Annotated in this window: 10 protein-coding genes; 4 read left to right on the top strand and 6 right to left on the bottom strand. The window is 67.2% G+C overall.

From position 1 onward, the window contains the following. Positions 1–422: 422 nt before the first annotated feature. Positions 423–1,709 (bottom strand): O-acetylhomoserine aminocarboxypropyltransferase/cysteine synthase family protein, encoded by a 1,287-nt coding sequence (locus VG566_RS11205; protein WP_100450494.1) that lies wholly within the window; start codon positions 1,707–1,709, stop codon positions 423–425. A gap of 180 nt (positions 1,710–1,889) precedes the next feature. On the opposite strand from VG566_RS11205, the gene VG566_RS11210 reads away from it, so the two are divergent. The 3 genes from VG566_RS11210 to VG566_RS11220 all read left to right on the top strand — a co-directional run bounded on the left by VG566_RS11210 (position 1,890) and on the right by VG566_RS11220 (position 4,854). Then, entirely contained in the window at positions 1,890–2,627 is a 738-nt protein-coding gene (locus VG566_RS11210; protein WP_049407034.1) for a response regulator transcription factor, read from the top strand. Then, positions 2,624–3,913, top strand: a complete 1,290-nt coding sequence (locus VG566_RS11215; RefSeq protein WP_049407037.1) for an ATP-binding protein — start codon at positions 2,624–2,626, stop codon at positions 3,911–3,913. The genes VG566_RS11210 and VG566_RS11215 overlap by 4 nt, the downstream gene beginning before the upstream one ends. 140 nt (positions 3,914–4,053) lie before the next feature. After that, positions 4,054–4,854: a MipA/OmpV family protein gene (locus VG566_RS11220; RefSeq protein WP_046432175.1), complete on the top strand. Its 801-nt coding sequence runs from the start codon at positions 4,054–4,056 to the stop codon at positions 4,852–4,854. Positions 4,855–4,893: 39 nt separating this feature from the next. On the opposite strand, the gene VG566_RS11225 is transcribed toward VG566_RS11220, so the two are convergent. The 3 genes from VG566_RS11225 to VG566_RS11235 all read right to left on the bottom strand — a co-directional run bounded on the left by VG566_RS11225 (position 4,894) and on the right by VG566_RS11235 (position 9,121). Further along, positions 4,894–5,439, bottom strand: a complete 546-nt coding sequence (locus VG566_RS11225; RefSeq protein WP_241884278.1) for a hypothetical protein — start codon at positions 5,437–5,439, stop codon at positions 4,894–4,896. Between the two features lie 93 nt (positions 5,440–5,532). Beyond that, positions 5,533–8,118, bottom strand: a complete 2,586-nt coding sequence (gene clpB, locus VG566_RS11230) for an ATP-dependent chaperone ClpB (RefSeq protein ID WP_012481080.1) — start codon at positions 8,116–8,118, stop codon at positions 5,533–5,535. A 181-nt stretch (positions 8,119–8,299) separates the two neighbouring features. Beyond that, entirely contained in the window at positions 8,300–9,121 is an 822-nt protein-coding gene (locus VG566_RS11235) for a DUF3014 domain-containing protein (protein WP_014648183.1), read from the bottom strand. Positions 9,122–9,289: 168 nt separating this feature from the next. Between VG566_RS11235 and VG566_RS11240 the strand changes: the two genes are divergently transcribed. After that, a complete protein-coding gene (locus tag VG566_RS11240) occupies positions 9,290–10,000 on the top strand; it encodes a glutathione S-transferase (protein ID WP_014648184.1) in 711 nt (236 codons plus the stop codon). Positions 10,001–10,139: 139 nt separating this feature from the next. On the opposite strand, the gene VG566_RS11245 is transcribed toward VG566_RS11240, so the two are convergent. Continuing rightward, positions 10,140–11,750, bottom strand: coding sequence for a membrane protein (locus VG566_RS11245; protein WP_049440354.1), 1,611 nt, complete (start codon positions 11,748–11,750; stop codon positions 10,140–10,142). 627 nt (positions 11,751–12,377) lie between these two features. Then, positions 12,378–14,096 (bottom strand): thiamine pyrophosphate-dependent enzyme, encoded by a 1,719-nt coding sequence (locus tag VG566_RS11250; protein ID WP_241884276.1) that lies wholly within the window; start codon positions 14,094–14,096, stop codon positions 12,378–12,380. Positions 14,097–14,170: the final 74 nt, after the last annotated feature.

Consider the following 14,170-nt stretch of genomic DNA (forward strand, 5'->3'; position numbering starts at 1 on the left):
CCCTGCACCTGCCGAAGCGGCGGCAACGGCGAAAGCAAAGGCTGGCATTGCGTGGGATGGCGGGGTGGGTCCGGTTGCGGGGGCCGCTGCAAGTACGTCCATGTAAGCTCGGTCGCCGCATCCATGCGGCTCACGCCCCCGCAACCGGACCCATCCCGCCTTCGACAGATTCCGGCGATCTGTCGGAACGGCGTTCTGCTCTGGTGGGTGTCGACCTTGGTCGACACGGCGGCGCGCGGGGTCAGATCCGTTTTCCACAGGAAAACGGATCTGACCCCGGAAACAAAAAAATCCCCGGTCGACCCGCATCGACCGGGGATCTGGATCGCCACGTTGCCACGCCTTGGAGAGGCAGTTCCAACCTAACCCATCGCGGTGCCGGCGGTGATCGCCTGTGGCGATGACGACCAAGCGCGCAGCTATCAGGCGCCGGCCAGGGCCTGTTCCAGGTCCGCGCGCAGGTCGCCGATGTGTTCGATGCCGATCGACAGCCGCACGGTGTCCTCGCTGACACCGGCCTTGGCCAGCTCCGCTGCATCCAGCTGGCGATGCGTGGTCGAAGCCGGATGGGTGGCCAGTGACTTCGCATCCCCCAGGTTGACCAGGCGGGTGAACAGCTTCAGCGCATCGAGGAAGCGGGCGCCGGCCTCGCGCCCACCGGGCAGACCGAAGGTCAGTACGCCCGAGCCGTGTCCACCCAGATAGCGCTGCGCGGCGGCATGCTCGGGGTCGTCGGCCAGTCCGGCGTAGCGCACCCAGGCGACCTTGGCATGCGCCTTCAGGAACTGCGCAACGGCCAGCGCATTGGCATTGATGCGTTCCATGCGCAGGGCCAGGGTCTCGATGCCCTGCAGGATCAGGAACGCGTTGAACGGCGACAACGCAGCGCCCGTATTGCGCAGCGGCACCACCCGCGCCCGGCCGATGTAGGCGGCTGGCCCCAGTGCTTCGGTATAGACCACGCCGTGGTAGCTGGGGTCGGGCTGGTTGAGCCGCGCGAAGCGTTGGGGCTGTGCGGTCCAGTCGAAGCGGCCGGAATCGATGATCGCGCCGCCCAGGCTGTTGCCGTGTCCCCCGAGGTATTTGGTCAGCGAATGCACCACGATGTCGGCGCCGTGCTCGAACGGGCGCAGAAGGAACGGTGTGGCCACGGTGTTGTCGACGATCAGCGGCACGCCCGCGGCATGCGCGACCTCGGCGATCGCAGCGATGTCGGTGACATTGCCGCGCGGGTTGCCGATCGATTCGACGAACACCGCCTTGGTGCGGTCGTCGATCAGCGCGGCGAACGCCGCCGGGTCGGCCGGATCGGCAAAGCGCGCCTGGATGCCGTACTGCGGCAGCGTGTGCGCCAGCAGGTTGAGGCTGCCACCGTAGAGCGCACTGGAGGCGACGATGTTGTCGCCGGCCTCGGCGATGGTCTGGATGGCATAGGTGATCGCGGCCTGCCCCGAGGCCAGCGCCAGCGCGCCGATGCCGCCTTCCAGCGCGGCCAGGCGCTGCTCCAGCACGTCGGTGGTGGGGTTCATGATGCGCGTGTAGATGTTGCCCGGAACCTTCAGGTCGAACAGGTCGGCGCCGTGCTGGGTGTCATCGAAGGCATACGCCACGGTCTGGTAGATCGGCACCGCCACCGCGCGGGTGGTCGGGTCGGGACGGTAACCGCCGTGCACGGCCAGGGTTTCCAGTTGCCACTGCGGGTCGCTCATTGCACCAGGCTCCATCCGGGGAAACCGCCACCATAGGCCAGCCGGGGCCGCCCGCTGAAAGCCGCTGGCGATGACGTCCGTACCCGCGGTTATCAGGTTGGCCGCGATTCAGGCAGTCGTCATGGGGCATTGCTAGGCTGCGCCGCCGGGCGCTCCTGCCTGGGAACGGAGGCCCCACGCATGCAGCCATCCCCCTGGACTCCCCCTGCCAGCAGTTCGCCCACGTCGGTCCTGCTGGTGGAGGACGACCGTCGCCTGGCCGAACTGGTCAGCGACTATCTCCACGAACATGGCTTCACCGTGCAGCACGTGGCACGCGGCGACCTCGCCAGCGCCGCCTGCCGCCAGCATGCGCCGGAGCTGGTGGTGCTGGACCTGATGCTGCCCGGCCTGGGGGGCATCGATGTGTGCCGGCAGATCCGCAGCTTCTCCGATGTGCCGATCCTGATGTTGACCGCCTGTGAGGACGACATCGAGCAGGTGCTGGGCCTGGAATCGGGTGCCGATGACTATGTGCACAAGCCGATCGAGCCACGCCTGCTGCTGGCCCGCCTGCGCGCCCTGCTGCGCCGCCGCCACGGCAGCAGCAACACCGGCACGCCCAGCCGGCTGATGCATGGTGAGCTGCTGATCGATCGCATGCAGCGCGAGGTGCACCTGCACGGCCAGCCGGTCGAGCTGGGCACCACGGAATTCGAGATCCTGTGGCTGCTGGCCAGCCAGCCGGGGCAGATCCTGTCGCGCGACCAGATCCTGCAGGCGGTGCGCGGCATCGGCTTCGACGGTCTGGACCGCAGCGTCGACGTCTGCATCGGCAAGCTGCGCCGCAAGCTCGGCGACGATGCGCGCGAACCGCGGCGGATCAAGACCGTGTGGGGGCGCGGCTACCAGTTCAATCCTGCGGCCTGGTCGGAATGAAGCGGCTGTTCCTGTGGCTGTGGTTCATCACCGGCGCCTGCTTCCTGGTGTCGGTGTTCTTTCTCAACCACATCCTGGATGGCATCTACACGCCCGTGCAGGATCGCGTGTTCGTGCAGCAGGTGCGCGGGCAGGTGTACGCCCTGCGCAGTGGCCTGGCCGGCCTGGACGCCGTCCAGCAGCGTGAGCGCCTGCAACAGTGGCAGCCACACTACGGCATCGCCCTGACCCTGCTCGACAAACCTCCCGCGCTCGACGCGCAGGAACAGGAGGCCGTGAAGGCCGATGGCTTCGTCGTGCGCGATCAGTACCAGCAGGTGCTGCTGCCCATCGACGGCATCGGCGGCCGCTGGCTGCACCTGCGCCTGCCCGGCGCGGTGCAGATGACGACGTACATGACCATCGCCGCCTACCTCAGCATCCTGCTGCTGGTGGGCGCCAGCCTGTATGCCTGGGTGCGCCTGCTCTGGCGCGACCTGGAAGCACTGCGCCGGCACGCCGACCGCATCGGTTCCGGCGACCTGCAGGCACGTGCGCAGGTTTCGCCCCGCTCGCAGATCCGGGTCATCGTCGAACACTCCAACCGCATGGCGGCACGCGTGGCCGAACTGGTGCAGCGCCAGCGCGACCTGACCCATGCCATTTCGCACGAACTGCGCACGCCTATCGCGCGGGTGGCCTTCGGCCTGGACCTGATGCAGGACAGCGATGACCGCGAACGCCGCGAACGGCTGGCGCAGGGCCTGCACGGCGACCTGGCCGAGCTCAACCGGCTGGTCAGCGAACTGCTGGCCTACGAACGGCTGGAGCATCCCAGCGAGGGCGAACCGATGCAGCGCATCGAAGCCAACGACTGGCTGCAGGCCTGCCTGGCCGATGCCCGCCGCGATGCCGAACGTGCCGGCATTGTCCTGCGCGTGCAGCCCAGCGCGTTGCCGCGAGTGGATGCCGAGCCACGCCTGTTGCAGCTGGCGCTGAGCAACCTGGTCGGCAATGCGCTGCGCCACGCGCGTTCGCAGGTGGAGGTCTCGCTGGTCGGTATCAGCGGCCGCGCCTGCCTGCGCGTGGACGATGACGGCCCGGGCATCGCCGAAGCCGATCGGGAGAAGGTGATGCGCCCGTTCACCCGCCTGGACGACAGCCGCAGCCGCGATACCGGCGGCTTCGGCCTGGGCCTGGCCATTGTCGGCCGCATTGCAGCCCGCCACGGCGGCGAGCTGCGCATCAGTCGCGCCACGCTGGGCGGCGCGCGCCTGGAAATGCACTGGCCGCTGGCTGCCAGCTGAACGCCCAAGGGCGCGATTACAGTTGATTACAACTCCCGCACAACTGCGGACGGATCGGTCGCCGGCATATCGCCACGCTGGCAACCCTGCAGCACTCGCCGGACGCGCGCGCTGCTTTCCTCCCATTGCCGAGAGTTTCCATGTCCCAGCTTCGCCGTTCCCCCGCCCTGCTCTGCCTGGCCGTGTTGCCGCTGTTCGCCGCCCCGATCGCCCACGCCAAGGATGACCACTGGACCTTCGAGCTCGCCGCCGGTGGCGGCGTGGCACCGCGCTACAGCGGCAGCGAGGAGTATCGTGCGACGCCGTCGCTGTCCTTTGATGTCACCTCGCCGGGGGGATGGTTTCTGGGCACCAGTGGCATCGGCTGGGGCACCTCCCTCGGCGAGCACACGCGCGTGCGTGCCTATGTCGGCGCCAGCGGCATCCGCAAGGACAAGGACTCGCTGCTGGGCGGTTCGGACTTCCTGCGCGGCATGGGTGATATCGATACCCGTCCCCTGGTCGGCGTCTCGGCTGGTTATACGCTGGGCGAAGCCGTGCTGAGCGGCTCCTGGCAGTTCACCCGCAAGGACGAGGACAAGGCCGAGAACGGCCTGGCCACCCAGCAGATCCATCTGAACCTGAGCATGCCGCTGTTCGACCTGGCCGGTGGCGTGGTCAGCGGCAGTGTTTCCACCGACTACGGCAACCGCGGCTACATGCAGACCTGGTACGGCGTCAGCCCGGAACAGGCCAAACGCACGGGCTTCGCCGAGCACAGGCCGAAGGCCGGCCTGGTCAGTGCCGGTGTCGGCCTGAAGTGGAGCCACCGCGTGGGCCGCAACGGCAACTGGTACATCTCGGCCGAAGGCACGCGCCTGCTCGGCGATGCGGCCAACAGCCCGATCGTGCAGAAGGCAAACCAGTTCGGGCTGATGAGCGGTTACACCCACCGCTTCTGATGCATGAAGGGCGCCGCTGGGCGCCCTTTCCCTCTGCGGTCAGCGGCAGGCCGGTGCGTCGCCGCTGCCGCACAACCCGACCTCGCGCAGCCAGCCGATCCACTGCACGACGTCCTCCTTCTCCGGCTCGGAGCGGAACGACTTCTGCACGGTGTGGAAGCCCTGCCTGCCCTGCACGCCCTTGATCCAGGTGAACTCGGGCTTGCCTGTCCCCGGATTCCGCGGGCAGCCGAGCATCAGCAGGGCGAAGGGCCGTCCCCCTTCTTCACCTTCGCGGATCCAGTGGCTCTGCGCGGCCGGACAGGCGATGCGCCACCCCGCCTCGATGATGCCGAGGAACTCACGCGGACTCACATGGCCGCTGTTCGGCGCATCGTTGACGGTGACCATGTCGGTCCAGTCGTGCACGGTCTGGCCCTGCGGTACGTACTCGGTAATGCGGTTGCCTTGCGCGTCGGTGCTCTGGTGGGCCTGCTGGTAGCCCTCCATCGGCGGCAGCTGTACCTGTTCGGCGGCCGCGGCGTGTCCACAAACAGCAGCCACCGCCAGCGTCATGCAGAGTGAAGCCCTGCGGGCAACGTCCATGCGATTCTCCTCATCCTTGCGAAAGTGAAACAGGACCATCGTGCGCTGCCAACGCTCTGATGGCGCCCCAGCCATGGCTGGGGCGCCACCGGTTCAAGCCTTGGCGAACACCAGGCGACCACCGTCGTTGCCGACTTCGATGGTATCGCCGTTGACGAAGGCGCCGGACAGGATCTGCTGCGCCAGCGGGTTTTCCAGCTGCGACTGGATCGCACGCTTCAACGGGCGCGCGCCGTACACCGGATCGAAGCCGACGTTGCCGAGCAGGTCGAACGCCGCATCGGAGACCGCCAGCTTCAACCCGCGCTCGGCCAGCCGCTTCTCAAGCCCGCGCATCTGGATGCGCGCGATCTGCTTGATCTGCTGCTTGTCCAGCGGGTGGAACACCACGATGTCGTCCAGGCGGTTGATGAACTCCGGACGGAAGTGCGCCTGCACCACGCCCATCACCGCTGCCTTCATCTGCGTGTAGGCCTCCGGGCTGTCGTCGGCGCTCATGTCCTGGATCTGGTGCGAGCCCAGGTTCGAGGTCATCACGATGACGGTATTGCGGAAGTCCACGGTGCGGCCCTGGCCATCGGTCAGGCGGCCATCGTCCAGCACCTGCAGCAGGATGTTGAACACATCCGGATGCGCCTTCTCCACTTCGTCCAGCAGGATCAGCGAGTACGGGCGACGGCGCACCGCCTCGGTCAGGTAGCCGCCTTCCTCGTAGCCCACGTAACCCGGGGGGGCGCCGATCAGGCGGGCGACGCTGTGCTTCTCCATGAATTCGCTCATGTCGATGCGGATCATCGCGTCGGCGCTGTCGAACAGGAATTCGGCCAGCGACTTGCACAGCTCGGTCTTGCCGACGCCGGTCGGGCCGAGGAACAGGAACGAGCCGGCCGGACGGTTCGGATCGGACAGGCCGGCACGCGAACGGCGCACGGCATCGGAGACGACCTTGATCGCTTCCTCCTGGCCGACCACACGGTTGTGCAGCACTTCTTCCATGCGCAGCAGCTTGTCGCGCTCGCCTTCGAGCATCTTGTTGACCGGAATGCCGGTCCAGCGCGACACGACCTCGGCGATCTCCTCGTCGGTGACCCGGTCCTGCACCAGCTTGAAGTCCTTGTGCTCGGCTTCCTGGGCCGCGGCCAGCTGCTTTTCCAGCTGCGGCAACAGGCCGTACTGGATCTCGCTCATCTTGGCGAAATCCTGGCGGCGCTGCGCGGCTTCCAGTTCCAGCTTGGCCTGCTCGACCTGCTCCTTGATCTTGGTGGCGCCCTGCAGCGCAGCCTTCTCCGACTTCCAGATTTCATTGAGGTCGGAGAACTCGCGCTCCAGCCCGTCGATGTCGTTCTCCAGGTCGGCCAGCCGCTGCCGCGAGGCTTCGTCCTTTTCCTTCTTCAGCATCTCGCGCTGGATCTTCAGCTGGATCACCCGGCGTTCCAGGCGATCCAGCTCCTCCGGCTTGGAGTCGATCTCCATGCGCAGGCGCGAGGCAGCCTCGTCCATCAGGTCGATGGCCTTGTCCGGCAGCTGGCGATCGGTGATGTAGCGGTTGGACAGCGTGGCGGCGGCCACGATGGCCGGGTCGGTGATCTCCACCCCGTGGTGCACGGCGTACTTTTCCTTCAGCCCGCGCAGGATCGCGATGGTGTCCTCCACCGACGGCTCACCGACGAAGACTTTCTGGAAGCGGCGCTCCAGCGCAGCGTCCTTCTCGATGTACTTGCGGTATTCGTCCAGCGTGGTCGCACCGATGCAATGCAGCTCGCCGCGTGCCAGCGCCGGCTTCAGCATGTTGCCGGCATCCATCGCGCCGTCGGCCTTGCCCGCGCCGACCATGGTGTGCAGTTCATCGATGAACAGGATGATCTGGCCTTCGTTCTTGGCCAGGTCGTTGAGTACACCCTTCAGTCGCTCCTCGAATTCGCCGCGGAACTTGGCCCCGGCGATCAGCGCGCCCATGTCCAGCGACAGCACGCGCTTGCCGCGCAGGCCCTCGGGTACTTCGTCGTTGATGATGCGCTGGGCCAGCCCTTCCACGATCGCGGTCTTGCCCACGCCGGGTTCGCCGATCAGCACCGGGTTGTTCTTGGTCCGGCGCTGCAGCACCTGGATGGTGCGGCGGATTTCCTCGTCACGGCCGATCACCGGGTCGAGCTTGCCGCTCTCGGCCCGCGCGGTCAGGTCGATGGTGTACTTCTCCAGCGCCTGCCGCTGCTCCTCGGCATTCTCCGACTGCACGTTCTCGCCGCCACGCAGCTTGTCGATCGCCGCCTGCAGGCGCGTCTTGTCGGCACCGGCGGCGCGCAGCGCCATGCCCAGCGTGCCGCCATCGTCCAGCGCCGCCAGCACGAACCACTCGCTCGCAATGAAGGCGTCCCCGTGCTGCTGCGCCAGCTTGTCGGTCTGGTTCAGCAGGCGCCCCAGATCGTTGCCCATCGAGACGTTGCCGGCCTGGCCGGATACCTTCGGCAGTGCGTCCAGCGCCTCGGTCAGGCGCTCGCGCAGCACCGGCACGTTCACCCCGGCCTGGGCCAGCAGCGGGCGCGTGCTGCCACCCTGCTGGTCCAGCAGCGCGCTGAACAGGTGAACCGGTTCGATGATGCTGTTGTCGCGGCCCACGGCCAACGACTGTGCGTCTGCCAGCGCCTGCTGGAAACGCGAGGTGAGCTTGTCCATCCGCATTGCGAATCCTCATCGGTCTTCAGGGCCGGCCTGGGCCGGCAATGCTGGAAAGATGCGGTTGCCCCACCCGGTTTCAAGGGTGGCTGCGACTGCACCCCGGGGCCAGTCAGCCTGCGGCCAGCATGCCGGAGCGCGTGTGGTCGGCGCGTTGATCCCGATCAGTTCCGCACGGTGGACGGGCTCAGCGGGTGATCGCGCTGCGGATCGCCCGCAGCTGCTGCTTGATCGCCCGCGCCTGTGCAGGATCCATGCGTAGCAGGGCCTTCTGCCCGATCGAGCGTGACTGCAGGGTGGGATCGACGAAGCGATAGCGGCCGCGCTCATCGCGCTGCACCAGCGGCGACTGGGCCAGTTCCGGGGTGTCCAGCAGGTGGTCGATCACCATGACCAGGCGGTCGTTGAAATAGCCCTCGGGCCGGCCAAGGTCGGCATAGGCCTGCTGGATCAGCGGATAGAAGCGCTTGTAAGCGGTAGCCGTTGCCGCCGGGTCCAGCGCAGTGAACGCCTGTACGTAAGGCGCATAGCGTGCCGCATTGCTGGCGGCGATGCGTTCGCCGCCTTCGCCCGTATCGACCTGCAGGTTGCCCGGCAGCGGCCGCGCGGCCAGCGCGGTCGGCGGCACGCTGGGCTTGTCCAGGTTGTCGACCTGGGTGACCAGGCGCTGGATCAGGTGATCACGCAGCAGCAGGGTCAGCGGCCCCTCGCCTTGGAACAGCTGGCTCAGTGCGCCCCAGGCCGCGGCGTCGCTGTCAGCCAGTTTCGGCAGCGCCGGGTCGGCGGCGGCCTCGGTATCCAGCGGATGCCTGATCGATGGTGGTGCTGGCGCGGGCTCTGCGGCCGCCTGCGGTTGTGCCGGTGCACTGGTACTGGCAGGGGTTGATTGCACCGGCACCGGGACACCGTCGGCCAGGCTCTTCAGCTGATCGCGGAACAACCAGCCGCCCGCGCCACCGATCACCACCACACCCAACACCCAGGGCCAGACCGCCTTTCCACTCTGCATGATGCAGCACCTCGTTTCACACGCATGGAGAAGGTGTGACCCCATCGAGTGCAGCCGGTTCCCCGCCTGTTCCGCTGCCGTTCGGGTTCAGGCACGCGTCGTCCACGCTCACGTCTGCTTTGCGCCACCCGCGCGAGGCTAGGAGTCCTGTCCCGTGGAGACTCTGCCATGCAGTACGCGCTGTACTACTGGACCGGCATCCAGGGCCGTGGCGAGTTCGTGCGCCTGGCGCTGGAAGATGCCGGCGCCGACTACATCGACATGGCGCGGGTGCACGGCGATGCGGTGATGCAGCCGTTTCTGGAGGGTCGCAACGAAGGGGCACAGCCCTTTGCGCCGCCGTTCCTGAAGGCCGGCCGCCAGGTCATCGCGCAGGTCGCGGCGATCCTGGATTTCCTCGGCCCGACGCTGGACCTGGTGCCGCAGGCCGCATCGCGGCGGATGCAGGCGCTGCAACTGCAGTTGACCATCGCCGACCTGGTAGCCGAGGTGCACGACACCCACCATCCGATCGCCGCATCGAAGTACTACGAACAGCAGAAGACCGAGGCCAAGGCACGAGCCGCGTCACTGCGCAGCGAGCGCCTGCCCAAGTTCCTCGGCTATTTCGAGCAGGTGATGGCCGCCAACGGTGGCCGCCATGCACTGCGCGAGCACTCCTATGTGGATCTGTCACTGTTCCAGCTGCTGAGCGGGCTGGACTACATGTTTCCGCGCCGCATGCAGGCGCTCGGCCCCACCCTGCCCCGGCTGCGCGCGCTGCAGGAACGAGTGGCGAAACGACCCAACATCGCCGCCTATCTGGCGTCTGAGCGGCGGTTGCCGTTCAACACCAACGGCATCTTCCGCCATTACCCGGAACTGGACGCCGAACGGTAGTGCCGGCCGCTGGCCGGCAGAGCGCGCTGTGATCATTCGCCGCCTGCAACACGCCCCTGTAGAGCCGAGCCATGCTCGGCTCTACAGAGCACCAGAAGTGGAAGGAGCGGTAACGCCGGGCCATGCCCGGCGTCACCAGTCAATGATCGGTGCGATCATCCAGCGGTTTCACCGGCTGCTTCTGCAGCGACAGCAGGCCCAGCAGCAGCGCCAATGCCACGTAGGCGCCGGCGAACTGCAAGCTGATGATGCGTGCCAGCCCGTCCAGATCCCACGGCAGGTAGATGCCGCCACGCGGGTCCACCGAATGGATCAGGCCGAACAGGGTCAGCACCGCCGCCACCAGCAGGAAGCCGCAGGCACGGCGCAGGCGGCCATCGACCATCGCCGCCACGGCCGAGATCCACAGCATCGAGGTGATGATGAAGCCATTGCCCAGGGTGAAGATCACCGCCAGCTCCGGCAGGCCGTGGCCGTCGAGCTTGGTCAGCAGCTGCGGCAGCTGGTCCGGTGCGATCCAGCCCGGCGCCTTGATCGCCAGCAGGTAAGCCACCGACGGCAGGAAACCGAACACCATTGCGCCGGTATGGTGGCGCGGCGTGGCCTGGAAGGCCTGGGTGGTGATGTCGATGGCCACGTACACGATGATCGGTGCCAGCACCGCCAGCGGCAGCCACTGCACCAGCCCGGAGATGATGCCGAGCATGCCGCCGATGCCGACGAACAGGCCGGTCAGCAGCGTGTAGCCGCTGCGCGCGCCCATGTGCTTGTAGGCCGGCTGGCCGATGTAGGGCGTGGTCTGCGCGACACCGCCACAGACACCCGCCACCAGCGTGGCCACCGCCTCCACCAGCAGGATGTCGCGGGTGCGGTAGTCATCGCCAGCCGCGCGTGCGCTCTCAGACACATTGATGCCGCCCACCACCATCAGCAGGCCGAACGGCAGCAGCAGCGGCAGGTAGGTCATCGCGGTGGGCAGGCCATCGAGGAAGCCCAGCGTCGGCAGCGGCAGCACCACCTGCGGCGGCACCCATTCCGGCACATGGAAGCCGGGCGCGCCCAGCCCGGCCAGGCCAAGTCCGTAATACAGCACGGTGCCGAACACGAAGGCCAGCAGCACGCCCGGGCCACGCACCGGCAGCTTGCCCTTGGCGATCAGCACATACAGCAGCAGGCCCAGCGTGGTGAAGCCGACCAGCGGCGAGCGCAGCGTTTCCAGTAGCGGCAGCAGGCCCATCAGCACCAGCGCGATGCCGGCGATGGAACCCAGCAGCGCAGCTCGCGGCAGCGCGCGGGTGACCGCTTCACCGAAGAACGACAGCACGAACTTGAGCACGCCCATGATGACCAGCGCGGCCATGCCCAGCTGCCAGGTGGCGATGCCCGCAGCATGCGGATCCATGCCCTGCTGCTTGAAGGCGAGGAAGGCCGGGCCGAGCACCAGCAGGGCCATGCCGATGCTGGTGGGGGCATCCAGGCCGAGCGGCATGGCGGTGACATCGTCGCGGCCGGTACGTGCCGCCAGCCGGCGCGCCATCAGGGTGTACAGCAGGTTGCCGACCAGCACGCCAAAGGCGGTGCCGGGGAACATTCGGCCGAACACCACGTCGGCGGGGAACTGGAAGATCCCGACCAGGGCCATGGCGATGAAGCCGAGGATGGAGAGGTTGTCGACGACCAGGCCGAAGAAGCCGTTGAAGTCGCCGGCGACGAACCAGCGACGCGGTACGGCGGAAGCGGGAGCGGACATGGAAGGGGCGGTGGGGGTGGGGAGCGCCGATGGTAGGCCCAGCGAGGCCGGCGCGCCAATTCCGTCGTGGAATGATGGGTTCCAGCCAACGGCGGGGCCCCTCGTGGCTGGTCGCGGGTAGAGTCGACTGTTAGTCGACTGGCATTGCGAGTTCGGCCGGTCGGGGTGGGCTGCGCAGGACACTCGTAAACCCCCAGACCGGCCCAGCCGCTGGCGGCTGTGCGTTCGGGCGCTTGCGAAGCAGTGCTTCGCAAGCAAAGCGCCCTCACCCATGGGGGCTCGATGGCGCCATCCATGGCGCCAACGGTCCTGCGCCTCGACCGGCCCCTGACAGTTTCCTGCGCGTGGCAGCCACGGAAGAAAATCACAAGATCCAAAGCCAAGGCAGGCTCTGGCTGCAGTGCCGGGCCCATGCTCGGCTGCTGTACGCGAAGCCTCTGAGCCGAGCAGGGCTCGGCTACAGAAGATCATTCCGATCATTCGTTCGTTCATCCACGCATGGCGTGGATCTGCCGTGTCGACCAAGGTCGACACCTGCTCACGGATTGCCGCCGTTGCTTCCAAGGTGGCCGGCCAGCGGCCGGCACTACCGCGGGTGCAGGGCGCAGCCCTGCATCGACCAACCCTCTACTTCTTCAGGAAGTTGTCCACCAGCAGATGCTTCACGTCGTCGAAGCGGCCGTTCAACACTGCCTTGGCGGCGTACAACGCCGTACCGGCCACCTGCTTGGCCTCGATCTGCGGCGGCATCACCAGCTCCGCGCGGCTGGTATGCACGTCCAGCAGCGCCGGGCCGCGCTGGGACAGCAAATCCAGCACCGCCTCTTCCAGATCCTCGCTGCGGGTCACCGTGCGGCCGTGGAAGCCGATGACCTCGGCCAGGCGGCCGAAGTCCGGGTTCTTCAGGTCGGTGTAGTTGTCCAGCAGGCCCTCCACCTTCTGCTCCAGCTCGACGAAGTTCAGCGAACCATTGTTGAACACCACCACCTTGATCGGCAGGTTCTCCTGCACTGCCGTGAGCAGGTCACCCAGCAGCATCGCCAGGCCACCATCACCGGACAGCGAGATCACCTGCCGGCCGGGGAAGGCCTTCTGCAGGCCCAGCGCCTGCGGCATCGCGTTGGCCATCGTGCCGTGCAGCAGGCTGGTCAGCGTGCGGCGGCGGCCGTTGACGCGGATATGGCGCAGCACCCACACCATCGGCGAACCGCCGTCGGCGGTGAACAGCGCATCGTCGCTGGCATGCCTCGACAGCAATGCCGTCAGGTGCTGCGGATGGATCAGTTCACCCTCGCCCGGTTGTTCTTCCTGTTCGCGCTTCTTCAGCGCCTTGTCGCGATGCCCGATGCACTCGTCCAGGAAACTGCTGTCCTCGCGCGGCGGCAGCATCGGCAGCAGCGCGTCCAGCGTCGGTGCGACGTCACCGACCACGCCGAGGTTCACCGGGTGGCGGCGGCCGAGGTGGCTGCCATCGCGGTCGACCTGGATGATCGTGGCCTTGTCCGGGTAGAACTGGCCCCAGGCGAAATCGGCGCCGAGCAGCAGCAGCGTGTCGCACTCCATCAGCGTGTGGAAGCCGGATTCGATGCCGAAGATGCCGGTCATGCCCATGTTGTACGGGTTGTCCGGCTCGACGAAATCCTTGGCGCGCGAGGTATGCGCGATGGGCGCCTGCAGGCGCCGGGCCAGCTCCAGCAGCTGCGCGTGCGCGCCTTGGCAACCGGCACCGGCATAGATGCCGATGCGCTTGCCCTGCCCCAGCAGTTCGGTGATGCGCTGCAGCTCGGCATCGGACGGGCGCAGCACCGGCTGGGTGTAGTGAACCGAGAACGGCACATCGTGCTTCACCTCGGCCTGGCTGATGTCGGCCGGCAGGATCACCACCGCCACGCCACGGCGGCTGATCGCGGCCTGGCAGGCCAGGGCCACGACGCGCCGCGCCTGCTCCGGGCTGTGCACCTGCTCGCAGAACACCGAACAACTGGCATACACCGCCTTGAAGTCCACTTCCTGCGGAAATTCCATGCCCAGCTCACTGGTCACCACCTGGCTGGCGATCAGTACCATCGGTGCACGGTTGCGATTGCTCTCGAAGACGCCGTTGATGAAGTGCAGGCCACCGGGACCACAAGAACCCGCACAGGCGGTCAACTCGCCGCTCACCAGCGAATCGGCGCCGGCAGCGAAGGCGGCCACTTCTTCGTGGCGTACATGTACCCAGTCGATTTCACTGCGGTGCAGGGCATCGGTGACGTGATTCAAGGTATCGCCAACGATGCCGTAACAGCGGCGGACGCCCGCCTGCTGCAGGGTATCGACAACGATCTCGGCAACGCGCTTGCTCATCGGATACATCCTCGAGGGGAGAGCATCCGAGGCTAGACCCGAAGAAGTGATGCCTCCGTGGGCAAGGCGCACAT

The sequence above is a fragment of the Stenotrophomonas sp. CASM114 genome, from assembly GCF_049384325.1.
In the GTDB taxonomy this organism is placed as follows: Bacteria; Pseudomonadota; Gammaproteobacteria; order Xanthomonadales; family Xanthomonadaceae; genus Stenotrophomonas; species Stenotrophomonas muris.